This is a genomic window from Pseudomonas sp. fls2-241-R2A-110, from assembly GCF_030209165.1.
In the GTDB taxonomy this organism is placed as follows: domain Bacteria; phylum Pseudomonadota; class Gammaproteobacteria; order Pseudomonadales; family Pseudomonadaceae; genus Aquipseudomonas.
In genome coordinates this window covers 1-15,276 of record NZ_JARVSN010000004.1, presented here as the reverse complement: position 1 = coordinate 15,276, position 15,276 = coordinate 1, and the positions used below count along the sequence as shown (strand labels likewise).

Here is a 15,276-nt window from a genome sequence, read left to right as displayed (position 1 = left end):
TTCTGGATGTTGCCTTCTCAAAAGGGGCTATCGAATAAAAAGATATACACTCGATTAAATCTATAAAAACCGCCCACCGGGTATTGCCCATGATGACCCTGCGTCAAATCCGCCATTTCATCGCTGTGGCCGAGACCGGCTCGATCTCCGCCGCTGCGCAAACCGCGTTCATTTCCCAATCGACCTTGACCCTGGCGATCCAGCAACTGGAAGAGGAGATCGGTGTCAGCCTGTTTAACCGACACGCCAAGGGCATGAGCCTGACCCACCAGGGCCATCAGTTCCTGCGCCAGGCACACCTGATTCTCGCCACCGTGGACAACGCCAAACGCAGCCTGCAACAAAGTACCGATCAGGTCGCCGGCCAATTGATCATCGGCGTAACCAGCCTGGTGGCCGGTTATTACCTCGCGGACCTGCTCACCCGCTTCCAGCGCGCCTACCCCAACGTCGAGATCCGCGTGATGGAGGACGAGCGTCCATACATTGAGCATTTGCTGGTCAGCGGCGAGATCGATGTTGGCGTGTTGATCCTCTCCAACCTCGAAGACCGCCACGCCTTGCAGACTGAAGTCCTCACCCACTCACCCCATCGGCTATGGCTACCGGCCCAGCATCCGTTGCTGGAACACGACAGCATCAACCTCGCCGATGTGGCCCGCGAGCCGCTGATTCAGCTGAACGTCGACGAAATGGACCGCAATGCCCAGCGCATGTGGTCCGCCGCTGCGCTGCAACCGCGCATCACCCTCAGAACCGCCTCGACGGAAGCCGTGCGAAGTCTGGTGGCGGCCGGTCTGGGGGTTTCCATCCAGCCCGACATGACCTACCGCCCTTGGTCGCTGGAGGGCGACATCATTGAAGCGCGGCCGATTGCCGACCTGAGCCAGACCCTCGACGTCGGCCTGGCATGGCGTCGCGGCACAGCGCGCCCGGCGCTGGTAGACCCATTCCTGACGGTCGCTCGCGAGCAGCCTCACGGCGGGCGCAAGCCATCTATTTAATCGAACGCCACCTTCAGTATTTAGAATTTGTCGACCTCGGGCCCGCGCACTAGTCTTGGTACATCTATAAGACGGCCGCGCCCCAGTCACAGGGAGCAGCATGGCCACACAAGAAAAGAGAACCCGAAAAATGGCTGGCGCGCAGACCCCGTTGTTCACCGCGTTATTGATCGATGGCGAATTGGTCGCGGGCCAGGGTTTTGTCGAACCGATCCTCAACCCGGCGACCGGTGAAGTGCTGACGCACATTGCCGAAGCCAGCACTGAGCAAGTCGAAGCCGCGATTCACGCCGCCCACCGCGCCTTCGCCGGTTGGTCGCGGACCACGCCGCAACAACGTTCGAACCTGTTGCTGGACATCGCCAACGCCATCGAAAAACAAGCAGACCTCCTCGCCCGCCTCGAATCCCTGAACTGTGGCAAACCGTTGCACCTGGCCCGTCAGGATGATTTGAGCGCGACGGTCGACGTGTTCCGCTTCTTCGCCGGTGCCGTGCGGTGCCAGACCGGCCAGCTCAGCGGCGAGTATCTGCCGGGCTACACCAGCATGGTCCGTCGCGATCCGATTGGCGTGGTCGCATCGATTGCGCCTTGGAACTACCCGATCATGATGGCCGCGTGGAAAATCGCCCCGGCCCTCGCCGCGGGTAACACGCTGGTCTTCAAGCCGTCGGAACACACGCCGTTGTCGATTCTGGCCCTGGCGCCCGCGCTGGCCGAGATCCTGCCGCGCGGGGTGATCAACATTGTCTGCGGCGGCGGTGAAGGCGTCGGCAGCCATTTGGTCAGTCATCCCAAAGTGCGCATGGTCTCGCTGACCGGCGACATCGTCACCGGGCAGAAAATCCTGCAAGCCGCAGCCAAAACCTTGAAACGCACCCACCTTGAACTTGGCGGCAAGGCGCCGGTGATCGTCTGCAACGATGCAGACATTCAGGCGGTGGTCGAAGGCGTGCGCACTTACGGCTATTACAACGCCGGCCAGGATTGCACCGCCGCGTGCCGGGTTTATGCTCAGGCCGGGATTCACGACCGCCTGGTGGCCGAACTCGGCGCGGCGGTCAGCAGCCTGCGCTTTGCCGGCAAACGCGATGCCGACAACGAGATCGGCCCACTGATCAGCACCCGCCAACGGGACCGCGTGGCCAGTTTTGTCGAACGCGCCCTCGGCCAGCCACACATTGAACGGGTAACCGGCGCGGCGGTGCATTCCGGTGCCGGCTTCTATTACCAGCCGACGCTACTGGCCGGTTGCAAGCAGAGCGATGAAATCGTCCAGCGCGAAGTGTTCGGGCCGGTGGTCACCGTGACCCGTTTCGATGAACTCGAACAAGCAGTGGACTGGGCCAACGACTCCGAATACGGCCTCGCCTCCTCCATCTGGACCCAGAACCTGGACAAGGCGATGCAGGTCGCGGCTCGCTTGCAGTATGGCTGCACCTGGATCAACAGCCATTTCATGCTGGTCAGCGAAATGCCCCACGGCGGCCTGAAACGTTCGGGTTACGGCAAAGACTTATCCAGTGATTCGCTCCAGGACTACAGCGTGGTGCGGCACATCATGGCGCGCCACGGACAGCATCTCTGACTACGCTAATAACAAGCCGCTAACGGCATGCTTCACCACGTTCACAACTGCCCCGACCATAATTAAAGAAGAGGGAATTCCCATGTTCGTGCACAAGACCGCACTGCTCAGTGCAATCACCACCGCGCTGTTGGCCAGCGCCAGCCTGCAGGCCGCCGAACCGATGAAGGCGGTCGGTGCCGGCGAAGGTCAGCTGGATATCGTGGCATGGCCCGGCTACATCGAACGTGGCGAAAGTGACAAGGCTTACGACTGGGTCACCGGTTTCGAGAAGGAAACCGGCTGCAAGGTCAATGTGAAAACCGCAGCAACTTCCGATGAGATGGTCAGCCTGATGGCCAAGGGTGGTTACGACCTGGTGACCGCCTCGGGCGACGCCTCGTTGCGGTTGATCGTGGGCAAGCGTGTGCAGCCGATCAATACGGCGTTGATTCCGAACTGGAAAAACATCGATCCGCGTCTCAAAGATGCGCCTTGGTACGTGGTTAATAAGCAGACCTACGGCACTCCTTACCAGTGGGGCCCGAACGTGTTGATGTACAACACCAACGTGTTCAAGACCGCGCCAACCAGTTGGGGCGTGGTGTTCAACGCGGAAAACCTGCCGGATGGCAAACCAAACAAAGGGCGCGTGCAGGCCTATGACGGCCCGATCTACATCGCCGACGCCGCGCTGTACCTGAAAACCGCCAAGCCGGAACTGGGTATCCAGAACCCGTATGAACTGACGGAAACGCAGTACAAAGCTGTGCTCGATCTGCTGCGCGCCCAGCAGCCGCTGATCCACCGATACTGGCATGACACCACCGTGCAGATGAGCGACTTCAAAAACGAAGGCGTGGTGGCCTCCGGTGCATGGCCGTATCAGGTCAATGGCCTGATGAACGAGAAGCAGCCGATTGCTTCGACCATTCCAAAAGAAGGCGCCACCGGTTGGGCCGACACCACGATGTTGCACGCCGAGGCCAAGCACCCGAACTGCGCTTACAAGTGGATGGACTGGTCGCTGACCCCGAAAGTCCAGGGTGACGTGGCGGCGTGGTTCGGCTCTTTGCCTGCGGTACCGGCGGCATGCACCGGCAGCGAATTGCTCGGTGCCGAAGGTTGCAAAACCAACGGTTTCGACCAGTTCGAGAAGATCGCCTTCTGGAAAACCCCACAGGCCGAAGGCGGCAAGTTTGTGCCGTACAGCCGCTGGACCCAGGACTACATCGCGATCATGGGCGGCCGCTAAGCCCTCATCGCGAGCAGGCTCACTCCCACATGTAAACGCATTCCAATGTGGGAGCGAGCCTGCTCGCGATGCTTTTAAAGATTCAGATTTTCGGAGCACCGCACCATGACGCTTGCAGTCCAGTTCACCAACGTTTCCCGTCTATTCGGCGAAGTGAAAGCCGTAGACCGGGTTTCCATCGACATCCAGGACGGCGAGTTTTTTTCCATGCTGGGCCCTTCCGGCTCCGGCAAAACCACCTGCTTGCGCCTGATCGCCGGGTTTGAACAACCGAGCGCAGGCTCCATCCGAATCCATGGCGAAGAAGCCGCTGGATTGCCGCCGTATGAGCGTGACGTCAACACGGTGTTTCAGGATTACGCCCTGTTCCCGCACATGAACGTGCTCGACAACGTCGCCTACGGTTTGAAAGTCAAAGGCGTTGGCAAGGCCGAACGCCAGAAACGCGCCGAGGAAGCCCTCGACATGGTTGCCCTCGGCGGCTACGGCGAGCGCAAGCCGGTGCAACTGTCCGGCGGTCAGCGCCAGCGTGTGGCACTGGCCCGCGCCCTGGTCAATCGCCCACGCGTGCTGCTGCTCGACGAGCCATTGGGCGCGCTCGATTTGAAGCTGCGCGAACAAATGCAGAGCGAACTGAAAAAGCTGCAACGCCAACTGGGCATCACCTTCATCTTCGTCACCCACGACCAGACCGAAGCGCTGTCGATGTCAGACCGTGTAGCCGTGTTCAACAAGGGTCGCATTGAACAGGTCGACACACCGCGCAACCTGTACATGAAACCGGCGACCACCTTCGTCGCTGAATTCGTCGGCACCTCCAACGTGATTCGCGGTGATCTGGCGAAGCAATTGAGCGGCAATCCACAGCCGTTTTCGATTCGCCCGGAACACGTGCGTTTCGCCGAAGGTCCGTTGGCCAGTCATGAGATTGAAGTCAGCGGCGTGCTGCATGACATTCAGTACCAGGGCAGCGCCACGCGCTATGAACTGAAGCTGGAAAACGGCCAGACACTCAATATCAGTCAGGCCAACGTGCAGTGGCTGGACGTCAGCGCCCAGCACCAGACCGGGCAGCGCATCAATGCTCGCTGGGCGCGCGAAGCGATGATCCCGCTGCACGACACCGTTGTTGGCGGGGTGTGAGATGACCAGCGTGGCTATCCCTCAAACCCCGGCCAGCGGCTCGCCGTTGCGCAGGTTTTCCAACCTGCTGTATCGCCGGCCGAACTTTTATCTTTCGTTGCTGCTGGTGCCGCCGCTGCTATGGTTCGGCGCGATCTACCTCGGTTCGCTGCTGGTGCTGCTGTGGCAGGGTTTCTACACCTTTGATGACTTCACCATGTCGGTCTCGCCAGAACTGACCCTGGCGAATTTCACCGCACTGTTCCAGCCGTCAAACTTCGACATCATTCTGCGCACCTTGAGCATGGCCATTGTCGTGTCCATCGCCAGCGCCGTCGTCGCGTTCCCGATTGCCTATTACATGGCGCGTTACACCACGGGCAAGACCAAAGCGTTTTTCTACATCGCGGTCATGATGCCGATGTGGGCCAGTTACATCGTCAAGGCGTATGCCTGGACCTTGCTGCTGGCCAAGGGCGGCGTGGCGCAGTGGTTCATTCAACACCTTGGCCTGGAGCCAGTGTTGCACTTCGTACTGGGCATTCCGGGCGTGGGCGGCAGCACATTGTCGACCTCGCACCTGGGCCGCTTCATGGTGTTCGTCTACATCTGGCTGCCGTTCATGATCCTGCCGATCCAGGCGTCGCTGGAACGCTTGCCGCCGTCGCTGCTGCAAGCGTCCGCCGACCTCGGCGCCAAACCGCGCCAGACCTTCATGCAGGTGATTCTGCCGCTGTCGATTCCGGGCATTGCCGCCGGTTCCATCTTTACCTTTTCCCTGACCCTGGGCGACTTCATCGTGCCGCAACTGGTGGGCCCGCCGGGCTACTTCGTCGGCAGCATGGTGTATGCCCAGCAAGGCGCTATCGGCAACATGCCGATGGCCGCGGCCTTCACGTTGGTGCCGATCGTGTTGATCGCCATCTACCTGACCATCGTCAAACGACTGGGGGCCTTCGATGCGCTCTGATGTGAAAAAACCAAAGCCTGAAAAGCAGGGAGATCAAGCGTCACTGGGCTTGCGGATCGCAGCGTGGGGCGGGTTGGTGTTTCTGCACTTTCCGATCCTGATCATCTTCATGTACGCCTTCAATACCGAAGACGCGGCCTTCAGCTTCCCGCCCAAGGGCTTCACCCTGAAGTGGATCGGCGTGGCGTTCGCACGGCCGGACGTACTGGAAGCGATCAAGTTGTCGCTGCAGATTGCAGCCGTCGCCACCCTGATTGCGCTGGTCCTCGGCACGCTGGCGTCAGCGGCGTTGTACCGGCGTGATTTCTTCGGCAAGCAAGGCATTTCACTGATGCTGATCCTGCCGATTGCCTTGCCCGGGATCATCACCGGGATCGCGTTGCTGGCGACCTTCAAGACGCTGGGGATCGAGCCCGGGATGTTCACCATCATCGTCGGTCACGCGACCTTCTGCGTGGTGATCGTCTACAACAACGTCATCGCCCGCTTGCGCCGCACGTCCCACAGCCTGATCGAAGCCTCGATGGACCTCGGCGCCGATGGCTGGCAGACCTTTCGCTACATCGTCCTGCCGAACCTCGGCTCGGCGCTGCTGGCCGGGGGCATGCTCGCGTTTGCGCTGTCGTTCGACGAAATCATCGTCACCACCTTCACCGCCGGCCATGAACGCACCCTGCCGCTGTGGCTGCTCAACCAGCTCAGCCGCCCACGGGACGTGCCGGTGACCAACGTCGTCGCGATGCTGGTGATGATGGTGACCATGCTGCCGATTCTCGGCGCCTATTACCTGACCCGTGGCGGTGAAAGCGTGGCGGGCAGTGGCGGGAAGTAACAACGACGATTAGTCACTATGAGAACCGAATCCAGGGTGGGAGCGGGCTTGCTCGCGAAGGGGCCATCACATTCAAAATTGATGTTGGCTGATACACCGCTTTCGCGAGCAAGCCCGCTCCCACCCTGGATTCGGTTCCTTCAGGAAAAAACAATAGCTTCGAAGAGGACAATGCCATGCAAACCAAACTCTTGATCAACGGCCAACTGATCGACGGCGACGGCCCCGCCCAACCCGTCTTCAACCCGGCGCTGGGCCGTGTGCTGGTGGAAATCAACGAAGCCAGCGAAGCCCAGGTTGATGCCGCCGTGCGCGCCGCCGACAGTGCATTCGAAGGCTGGTCTCAAACCACGCCGAAAGAGCGCTCGCTGCTGCTGCTCAAACTCGCCGACGCCATCGAAGCCCACGGTGAAGAGCTGGCCAAGCTGGAGTCGGACAACTGCGGCAAGCCTTATAGCGCGGCACTCAATGACGAGATCCCGGCGATTGCCGACGTGTTCCGTTTCTTCGCCGGGGCCAGCCGTTGCATGAGCGGTTCGGCGGGCGGCGAATACCTGCCGGGCCACACCTCGATGATTCGCCGCGACCCGGTCGGCGTAATCGCCTCGATTGCACCGTGGAACTACCCGCTGATGATGGTCGCGTGGAAAATCGCACCCGCCTTGGCCGCCGGTAATACCGTGGTGCTCAAGCCGTCGGAACAAACCCCGCTGACCGCGTTACGCCTGGCCGAACTGGCGTCGGAGATTTTCCCCGCCGGCGTGCTTAACCTGGTGTTTGGCCGTGGTCCTACCGTCGGTAGCCCACTGGTCACCCATCCGAAGGTGCGCATGGTCTCGCTCACCGGTTCGATTGCCACGGGCTCGAACATCATTTCCAGCACCGCCGACAGCGTCAAACGCATGCACATGGAGCTGGGCGGCAAAGCCCCGGTGATCATCTTCGACGACGCCGACATCGACGCCGCCGTGGAAGGCATTCGCACCTTCGGCTTCTACAACGCTGGCCAGGACTGCACCGCCGCCTGCCGCATCTACGCGCAGGAAGGCATTTACGAAAAATTTGTCGAGAAGCTTGGCGCGGCCGTCAGCAGCATCAAGTACGGTTTACAGGATGATCCGTCGACCGAGTTGGGGCCGCTGATCACTGCGCAGCATCGCGACCGCGTGGCCGGCTTCGTCGAGCGCGCCGTGGCTCAGCCGCACATCCGCTTGATCACTGGCGGCAAGGCTGTCGACGGCAATGGTTTTTTCTTTGAGCCAACGGTGCTGGCCGACGCCCAGCAGGACGACGAAATCGTACGCCGCGAAGTATTCGGCCCCGTGGTTTCGGTGACCAAATTCACCGATGAAGCGCAGGTACTGGGTTGGGCCAACGATTCGGACTACGGCCTGGCGTCGTCGGTCTGGACCTCGGATGTTGGCCGCGCGCATCGCTTATCTGCGCGCTTGCAGTACGGCTGCACCTGGGTGAATACGCACTTCATGCTGGTCAGTGAAATGCCCCATGGCGGTCAGAAACTGTCCGGTTACGGGAAGGACATGTCGATGTACGGGCTGGAGGACTACACCGTCGTTCGGCATGTGATGTTCAAGCACTAAACGCATCGCGGGCAAGTCTCGCTCCTACAGGTTCACCGCAGTACCTGTGGGAGCGAGCCTGCTCGCGATGGCAACACCGCACTATCAAGGAAGAAGCCGGCACAAGCAGCACCAGGTTCCACGCCAAAGAAGCCAAAACAATAACCACCGATCCGGGCAGCGCCTTACGGCCCCGCCACGGTTTCGGACATCCGAAATCTGCCGATTTTCCGGAGCTTACACACCATGAGTGCACTACCCGAACTCTCCGCAGCCGTCGCCGACAGCGATGCCGAGCAGCTACGCAAACTGGGTTACACCTCCAACTTCAATCGCAGCATGAGCCTGTGGGAAAACTTCGCCCTGGGCTTCACTTACCTCTCCCCTGTCGTAGGGGTGTATACCCTCTTCGGTCTGTGCCTGGCCGCCGGTGGACCACCGATGTTCTGGGCCTATTTGCTGGTCGGTTGCGGCCAATTGCTGGTGTGCCTGATCTTCGGGGAAGTGGTTTCGCAATTCCCGATTTCCGGCGGCGTCTACCCATGGGCTCGCCGCTTGGTGGGCAAACGCTGGGCGTGGATGGTCGGCTGGATCTACTCCATCGCCCTGTGCGTGACCATTGCTGCCGTTGCCGTCGGTGCCGGTCCTTACCTGGCCGCGATGATGGGCTTTGAGCCAAGCAACAACACCAACATCGTCATCGCGCTGTTCCTGACGTTGTTCGCCACCCTGATCAACCTGAGCGGCACCAAAATGCTCGCGCGGATCGCCATGTTCGGCTTCATCTGCGAGCTGGTCGGCGCGGTAATTGTCGGCGTTTACCTGCTGGTCTTCGAGCGCCACCAGTCAATCAGCGTGCTGTTCAACACCTTCGATATCAGCGTTGATGGCTCGTATCTGCCAGCCTTCCTCACCGCCTCGCTGGCGGGGATGTTCCTGTACTACGGCTTCGAAGCCTGCGGCGATGTGGCCGAAGAAACCCCGAATCCGAGCAAGCAGATTCCAGTGGCCATGCGAATGACCATCTACATCGGCGGCATCGCAGCGATGTTCGCCTGCCTGGCGCTGATCCTCGCCGTACCGGACATGCAAGCCGTGATCAACGGCACCGACAAGGACCCGGTCACCACCATCCTCAACAACGCGTTCGGCCCGGTCGGTTCGAAAGTGGTGATGGGCGTGGTGATGATTTCGTTCATCTCCTGCGTCATCAGCCTGCAAGCGGCGGCGAGTCGTCTGCTCTACTCCTACGCTCGCGACGAAATGGTCATCGGCAGTTCACTGCTCAAGAAGATTTCTCCTACGACCCAGGTTCCGGTGGCGGCACTGTTCGTCTCCGGCGTCCTGCCAGCGCTGATCATTATCCTGGGCTTCTTCCTGCAAGATGCCGTGGCAACCATCGTCAGCTTCGCAGCCATCGGCATCTACCTGGCCTTCCAGATGATCGTTCTCGCGGCGCTGTATGCGCGCCTGAAAGGCTGGAAACCCAGCGGCAAATTCACCCTTGGCGCTTGGGGCTGGGTGGTCAACATCGGCGCGCTGGTCTACGGCGTCGGCGCGATCATCAACATGGCCTGGCCACGTACGCCGGATGCGGCGTGGTACATCAACTACGCGATGGTGTTGAGCACGGCCATTGTTATCGGGCTGGGGTTGATCTACATGTGGATTGCCAAGCCGTATGACCACGGCAAGGCGCCTGCGGGGGATGCTTGGAAGGTTAGTCGGTAATTGAGTTTCGCCCCGGTGTTGGTTGCAGCGCCGGGGCGAAATGTGAGGACGTTAAATCGACTGAGGTACTGAAAGGGCTTCGAACTCATTCATCAGCAGATGAATTTCAGTACTGGGATTGGGCTCGCCACTGTTAGCGGCATCGGTAAGCACTCGAGGGGAAAGTGTTCTTGCTGTATTGAAAGGCACTCCCTTTAAAAGATCAAAATGACTGACATTTTCACCCTTCTCATACCCTTCCATCAGAAGCTGAGACCTAAGACTCTTGGCCACGAGTTCACCCGGGGACTTCCCACCCGCAGCAGCGAACGGTTTCCTGTTATAGCCAAAATGCAGCAGTAACCAAAATTCGAAACAGGGAAAAGACGCTATCACTTTTATCTTAGGATGTGGCTTCGCCAAGTCGATCGCCCGATTAAAGCAATGGTGAGTGTCGCGGTCCAAGGCGCAAAAAACCTTGTCGAAAGCCTTTTGCCGTGCAATGGCTCTTTCAACAATTCCGCTCGGATGAGTCACGCCACAATGGGCAACTTCAACCTTAGCATTCGCTCGAAAGTGAAATGCCGCATCCTCCAGGTATCGCTTTCCTGACTTACTGTCTTCACAAAGAATCAGCACCTTGGGTTGCTGTTTAAATCGCGATTTTTTTCGATCAAATAACCGTACCGAGCGCCCCATGATCACCTCCTCTTGATCAGCGGCAAACCACGATAACGGCCTTCGAAGTAGCGCCTTTCAACATCCTCGCCCTCGCGCCCTTCAAAGTCGTGAACGGAGAAAAGGCACGTTGCGCCGTTGGTATCACGTTCAGTGATCCAGAACTGATCGCGCCGCAGTGTTCGAGCGTTCATTAGATGCGTATCGTGAGTCGTAAAAATCAGCTGAGTGTTCAGCCCGCTGTCCAAATGTTTTTCAATCAAATCGGCAACTATGGTTGGGTGAAGACTACTGTCCAATTCATCGACAGACAGTATTCCGCTACCGTCGGTGTGATTGATCATGAACCAGGGCAGCCAAAATCCGATCAGGTTTTTCGTACCCCCGGACTCCTCTGAAAAATCAAAATCCGCTCGCCCCAAATGACTCGTATGCGTCAGGGTTATCTTGTCTTTTTGCGCTGCGGCAAAGAACTCTTTAAGCGTCAGTTTTTTACTGACCGGTAAAACGTCCGCATCCGTATTGAGCTGAATTTGCGAGACTGGAATATCAACGGCCTTCAGAAAGTCTCTCAAGTCGCTCGTGTAGTCGGATGCCATTTGAAGAAACCTGATCGATGCCGCCGACAAACCCATCAAATTGTTCTGCTCAATAACGAGAAGGCCGGACTGAAACCAGGCAAATGGCTGTCGCAGTTGCGTCAGCTCTTCGCTGCTGTTCGCGATGGCTTGCGCAATGAACAACATCTTGGGGCTGGTTAAACGCCGCCAGGCATTGTGAACCTCTTTGCCTCCCTCAAGGTTTGAGCCAAATACATACTCCTCGCCTTCCTTACTCAAAAAGCGCCGATACAACAGTGTTTCCTTCCCTTTCGGGTATGAAACGAGGTGCTCCTCAAGTATTCGTTGTGCCGTCATGCGCAACACAAACCGATATCGAAGTGAGCCTTGAATAAAGTTGTATTCGAAACAGCTCGGCTCGTCATGAAGTTGCGGATCAAACCGAAACGGTGAGACAGGTAGCGGTTCATCATTTGACGTTGGCGGTGAAGCCAGCAGCGTCCCCATGACGCCCATCGCCCTGATCAGCGAAGATTTACCCGATGCATTCGGCCCATATATCGCAGCCACCTTCAGCAAATCCGGCAGCTTCTCTCCATTTGCCACCGACTTGAAAATGTTGCGCTTTTTGCTCAAGCGCGGTGTAGCAGCCATTGACAGGGTTTGCCTGTCACGGAAGGAGCGATAATTGGAAACTGAAAACTCAATCAACATGTAGCAAACCTGCAGTTCGTTCCTGAATACGGAAAAAACTATAGGAAAAACCAAGGCTGCAACGCTGCTTCACTGCACTTCAAGCAAAAACAGGAAATTCCTACAGATCGAGCCTTCCGATAAAGGCTCCAATTCCTACAACCCGCGGCGCCAGAGTAGACTTGGCGCCGCGAGCGCCTGAACGATAGGCTTTACCTCGTCGCTGCCAAATCAGCGACCCGGGGTCGAAGCCGGAACACTTTCAACATGGCGCAACCGCGCTCGTCTGAGTGGCGGCTCCCTTTTCAACTTGGAGTCGAAAAAATGTTTGAACACACGCTAAATCCATCTGAAACCCATCCTCATTTCATCCCATCAGTCTTCACTCGCCACAACCGCTTTCTCCACGCTCTAATGCAAGACAACCAAGCCTGGTTCTGCGTCCAGGATCTCGGTCGCCTCATGGGCCGTCCGCTGGACCAACGCCTCACCCTGAAACTCGATCCCGATCAACGCCGTTACGTCTGGCTACTCAAGAATGGCAAAACCGTCGAATCACTGATGGTCAGCGAATCGGGAATGTATGCCCTGTTGGTCCACCATTTCGTCCCGGAAAACCGAAATCTGCGTCAGTGGCTGAGCAATGAAGTCATACCCACGCTGCGCGAGGCGAAAGCGACGCCTGTGGATAACATTCCAAGCCTGAGTTCATTGCAGTGGGCAGGGATCTCGGTGCCGCTGCTGCATTGGCAGCATCAGGCCTGGATCAAGTGGCGGGACATGCCTGATCTGATGCAGGCACAGCGACCGTTCACGATCGTGGGCACCTTTATGTGAACGCAGTGAAAAAATGAAAAGGGGGCGGACCTCACCGTCCGCCCCCTTTGGCTTGGCGCTCAAAACCGCGAAACAGTCCGCATCGCATCCACCAGATACCGCATCGCAATCCGGTCGCTCTCCGATAACTCGCGATACCTTTCCAACAATTTCATTTCGTCCGTACTGAGCCGGCGCCTTCGCCGCTCGGTCGTCAGGCAAGGAAAGATTCCCAGCAATTGGGTGATGCCTTGTACTTTCGTCATGGACGATGTCCTTCTATAAGCCCGAGAAAACTTCAAAAACCGCATCGCCCTCTCCTTTTTGTTTGTCGCCGGCCTGAAGGGCAGAAACCGGTCATGAACACAGAATAGGAACATTCGCGGCGCTGAAAAGCGGTTTTTAGAGTAATTAGTCAAAAAAAGCAGAAATGCCCTATGAATCAGAAAGTGCTGTGGGAAAACTTCACCAACATCTCTTGTTTCATTGCTGAATGACCAAAGGGCTACCAATCATTTTTTCTCGATAACCGAACGGTTTAAGCTATTTGTTATCTGTGTAGAGTCCGTTGCGTTTGGCCGAAGGCATGTCCGAACCGATATTTTTGATCCAGCACGTGCCAGGAACGGCGCGGGATTGTTCACGACAGGTTGTACTTATGCATCGCAGGAATTTGCTCAAAGCGTCCATGGCCATTGCGGCTTACACCGGTTTATCGGCCTCTGGCCTGATGGCCGCGCGTGCCTGGGCAAGCAATGGCACCGCTGATGGCGACGCCCAGGCGTTCGATTTCGAGGCGCTGAAGATCCAGGCCAAGCAACTCGCCGGCAACCGCTATCAGGACACCAAGCAAGTTCTGCCGCCGACACTGGCGACCATGACGCCACAGAATTTCAATGCGATCCGCTACGACGGCAACCACTCGTTGTGGAAAGACTTGAACGGTCAGCTGGACGTGCAGTTTTTCCACGTCGGCATGGGTTTCAAGCAACCGGTGCGCATGTACAGCGTCGATCCCAAGACGCGGCAGGCCCGTGAAGTGCATTTCCGCCCGTCCCTGTTCAACTACGAAAAAACCACGGTGGACACCAAGCAGCTCACGGGCGATCTGGGGTTTTCCGGGTTCAAGTTATTCAAGGCACCGGAACTGGACCGCCACGATGTGCTGTCCTTCCTCGGCGCCAGCTATTTCCGTGCGGTCGATGCCACTGGCCAGTACGGTCTGTCGGCCCGCGGACTGGCGGTCGATACGTACGCCAAGAAGCGTGAGGAATTCCCCGACTTCACCAAGTTCTGGTTCGAGACGCCGGACAAGGACAGCACCCGCTTCGTGGTCTACGCCCTGCTGGATTCGCCAAGTGCCACCGGCGCGTACCGTTTTGACATTGACTGCCAGGCCAACCAAGTGGTCATGGGCATCGACGCGCACATCAATGCGCGGACCGCCATCGAACAATTGGGCATCGCACCGATGACCAGTATGTTCAGCTGCGGTACCCACGAGCGCCGCATGTGCGACACCATTCACCCGCAGATCCACGATTCGGATCGCCTGGCGATGTGGCGTGGCAACGGCGAGTGGATCTGTCGTCCGCTGAACAACCCGGCGACCCTGCAATTCAACGCCTTCGCCGACACCGACCCGAAAGGTTTCGGCCTGGTGCAGACCGATCACGAGTTCGCCAGCTATCAGGACACCGTCGACTGGTACAGCAAGCGCCCGAGCCTGTGGGTAGAACCTACGACGGCGTGGGGCGAAGGCTCTATCGATTTGTTGGAAATTCCTACAACCGGCGAAACCCTGGATAACATCGTCGCGTTCTGGACCCCGAAAAAACCGGTCGCGGCCGGTGATTCCCTGAACTACGGCTACAAGCTCTACTGGAGCGCGTTGCCCCCGGTCGGCACACCGCTGGCGCGGGTCAACGCAACCCGTTCGGGCATGGGCGGCTTCACCGAGGGCTGGGCGCCAGGCGAGCATTACCCTGAGGTCTGGGCGCGCCGGTTTGCCGTGGACTTCACAGGCGGCGGTCTGGACCGCTTGCCGGAAGGCGCCGGGATCGAGCCGGTGGTGACGTGCTCCAACGGCGAGGTCAAGGACTTCAACGTGCTGCTGCTCGATGACATCAAGGGTTACCGGATCACTTTCGACTGGTACCCGACCAATGACAGCGTGGCGCCGGTAGAACTGCGGTTGTTCATTCGCACCAATGACCGCACGTTGAGTGAAACCTGGTTGTACCAGTATTTCCCGCCGGCACCGGATAAGCGTAAGTACAGCTGATCGTCAGTGGGTGTCTAGGCCGGCGTCATCGCGAGCAGGCTCACTTCCACAGGTGATCTTCGCTGGATACAAAATCTGTGTCTTATGAAAATCCTGTGTGGGAGCGGGCTTGCCCGCGATGAGGCCAGCCCAAGCGCTAAATAGCCTTCATGTCTAGTCCTGAAATAGGTTTACACCTGTTTCACCCCAACGCCCGATGCACTGC

13 protein-coding genes are annotated in these 15,276 nt (G+C 58.3%); 10 read left to right on the top strand and 3 right to left on the bottom strand.

Annotated elements, in window-relative coordinates:
- Nucleotides 1-89: 89 nt before the first annotated feature.
- The 8 genes from QRN31_RS02165 to QRN31_RS02130 all read left to right on the top strand — a co-directional run bounded on the left by QRN31_RS02165 (nucleotide 90) and on the right by QRN31_RS02130 (nucleotide 10,061).
- Nucleotides 90-1,004: a LysR family transcriptional regulator gene (locus QRN31_RS02165; RefSeq protein ID WP_285429921.1), complete on the top strand. Its 915-nt coding sequence runs from the start codon at nucleotides 90-92 to the stop codon at nucleotides 1,002-1,004.
- Nucleotides 1,005-1,104: 100 nt separating this feature from the next.
- Nucleotides 1,105-2,592, top strand: coding sequence for a gamma-aminobutyraldehyde dehydrogenase (locus QRN31_RS02160; protein ID WP_285429920.1), 1,488 nt, complete (start codon nucleotides 1,105-1,107; stop codon nucleotides 2,590-2,592).
- A gap of 82 nt (nucleotides 2,593-2,674) precedes the next feature.
- Nucleotides 2,675-3,826, top strand: a complete 1,152-nt coding sequence (ydcS, locus tag QRN31_RS02155) for a putative ABC transporter substrate-binding protein YdcS (RefSeq protein WP_285429918.1) — start codon at nucleotides 2,675-2,677, stop codon at nucleotides 3,824-3,826.
- 105 nt (nucleotides 3,827-3,931) lie between these two features.
- Nucleotides 3,932-4,969: an ABC transporter ATP-binding protein gene (locus QRN31_RS02150; RefSeq protein WP_090187970.1), complete on the top strand. Its 1,038-nt coding sequence runs from the start codon at nucleotides 3,932-3,934 to the stop codon at nucleotides 4,967-4,969.
- 1 nt (nucleotide 4,970) lies between these two features.
- Nucleotides 4,971-5,918 (top strand): ABC transporter permease, encoded by a 948-nt coding sequence (locus QRN31_RS02145; protein WP_285429915.1) that lies wholly within the window; start codon nucleotides 4,971-4,973, stop codon nucleotides 5,916-5,918.
- Nucleotides 5,908-6,750, top strand: coding sequence for an ABC transporter permease (locus QRN31_RS02140; protein WP_285429913.1), 843 nt, complete (start codon nucleotides 5,908-5,910; stop codon nucleotides 6,748-6,750). Before QRN31_RS02145 ends, QRN31_RS02140 begins: the two co-directional genes overlap by 11 nt.
- Nucleotides 6,751-6,926: 176 nt before the next feature.
- Nucleotides 6,927-8,351 (top strand): gamma-aminobutyraldehyde dehydrogenase, encoded by a 1,425-nt coding sequence (locus QRN31_RS02135; RefSeq protein ID WP_285429912.1) that lies wholly within the window; start codon nucleotides 6,927-6,929, stop codon nucleotides 8,349-8,351.
- A gap of 225 nt (nucleotides 8,352-8,576) precedes the next feature.
- Entirely contained in the window at nucleotides 8,577-10,061 is a 1,485-nt protein-coding gene (locus tag QRN31_RS02130) for an APC family permease (RefSeq protein WP_285429910.1), read from the top strand.
- 51 nt (nucleotides 10,062-10,112) lie between these two features.
- Here QRN31_RS02130 and QRN31_RS02125 read toward each other — a convergent pair whose 3' ends face one another.
- Together QRN31_RS02125 and QRN31_RS02120 are read right to left on the bottom strand one after the other, a co-directional pair.
- Nucleotides 10,113-10,739, bottom strand: a complete 627-nt coding sequence (locus QRN31_RS02125) for an RloB family protein (protein ID WP_285429909.1) — start codon at nucleotides 10,737-10,739, stop codon at nucleotides 10,113-10,115.
- 2 nt (nucleotides 10,740-10,741) lie between these two features.
- On the bottom strand, nucleotides 10,742-11,992 hold the full coding sequence (locus QRN31_RS02120) for an AAA family ATPase (RefSeq protein WP_285429907.1): 1,251 nt from the start codon (nucleotides 11,990-11,992) through the stop codon (nucleotides 10,742-10,744).
- Between the two features lie 303 nt (nucleotides 11,993-12,295).
- On the opposite strand from QRN31_RS02120, the gene QRN31_RS02115 reads away from it, so the two are divergent.
- Nucleotides 12,296-12,808 (top strand): BRO-N domain-containing protein, encoded by a 513-nt coding sequence (locus tag QRN31_RS02115; RefSeq protein WP_285429906.1) that lies wholly within the window; start codon nucleotides 12,296-12,298, stop codon nucleotides 12,806-12,808.
- 59 nt (nucleotides 12,809-12,867) lie between these two features.
- Here QRN31_RS02115 and QRN31_RS02110 read toward each other — a convergent pair whose 3' ends face one another.
- Nucleotides 12,868-13,053 carry a hypothetical protein gene (locus tag QRN31_RS02110; protein ID WP_222589920.1) on the bottom strand — a complete coding sequence of 62 codons (186 nt, stop codon included), beginning with the start codon at nucleotides 13,051-13,053 and terminating at the stop codon, nucleotides 12,868-12,870.
- Nucleotides 13,054-13,445: 392 nt separating this feature from the next.
- On the opposite strand from QRN31_RS02110, the gene QRN31_RS02105 reads away from it, so the two are divergent.
- On the top strand, nucleotides 13,446-15,071 hold the full coding sequence (locus tag QRN31_RS02105; protein ID WP_285429903.1) for a glucan biosynthesis protein D: 1,626 nt from the start codon (nucleotides 13,446-13,448) through the stop codon (nucleotides 15,069-15,071).
- Nucleotides 15,072-15,276 lie beyond the last annotated feature (205 nt).

Bases quoted from the DNA above. Each gene is read 5' to 3' on its own strand.
- QRN31_RS02160 (WP_285429920.1), top strand. From the start codon at position 1,105: ATGGCCACACAAGAAAAGAGAACCCGAAAAATGGCTGGCGCGCAGACC.
- QRN31_RS02115 (WP_285429906.1), top strand. From the start codon at position 12,296: ATGTTTGAACACACGCTAAATCCATCTGAAACCCATCCTCATTTCATC.
- QRN31_RS02110 (WP_222589920.1), bottom strand. From the start codon at position 13,053: ATGACGAAAGTACAAGGCATCACCCAATTGCTGGGAATCTTTCCTTGC.
- QRN31_RS02105 (WP_285429903.1), top strand. From the start codon at position 13,446: ATGCATCGCAGGAATTTGCTCAAAGCGTCCATGGCCATTGCGGCTTAC.
- QRN31_RS02145 (WP_285429915.1), top strand. From the start codon at position 4,971: ATGACCAGCGTGGCTATCCCTCAAACCCCGGCCAGCGGCTCGCCGTTG.
- QRN31_RS02120 (WP_285429907.1), bottom strand. From the start codon at position 11,992: ATGTTGATTGAGTTTTCAGTTTCCAATTATCGCTCCTTCCGTGACAGG.
- QRN31_RS02140 (WP_285429913.1), top strand. From the start codon at position 5,908: ATGCGCTCTGATGTGAAAAAACCAAAGCCTGAAAAGCAGGGAGATCAA.
- QRN31_RS02135 (WP_285429912.1), top strand. From the start codon at position 6,927: ATGCAAACCAAACTCTTGATCAACGGCCAACTGATCGACGGCGACGGC.
- QRN31_RS02165 (WP_285429921.1), top strand. From the start codon at position 90: ATGATGACCCTGCGTCAAATCCGCCATTTCATCGCTGTGGCCGAGACC.
- QRN31_RS02130 (WP_285429910.1), top strand. From the start codon at position 8,577: ATGAGTGCACTACCCGAACTCTCCGCAGCCGTCGCCGACAGCGATGCC.
- ydcS (WP_285429918.1), top strand. From the start codon at position 2,675: ATGTTCGTGCACAAGACCGCACTGCTCAGTGCAATCACCACCGCGCTG.
- QRN31_RS02125 (WP_285429909.1), bottom strand. From the start codon at position 10,739: ATGGGGCGCTCGGTACGGTTATTTGATCGAAAAAAATCGCGATTTAAA.
- QRN31_RS02150 (WP_090187970.1), top strand. From the start codon at position 3,932: ATGACGCTTGCAGTCCAGTTCACCAACGTTTCCCGTCTATTCGGCGAA.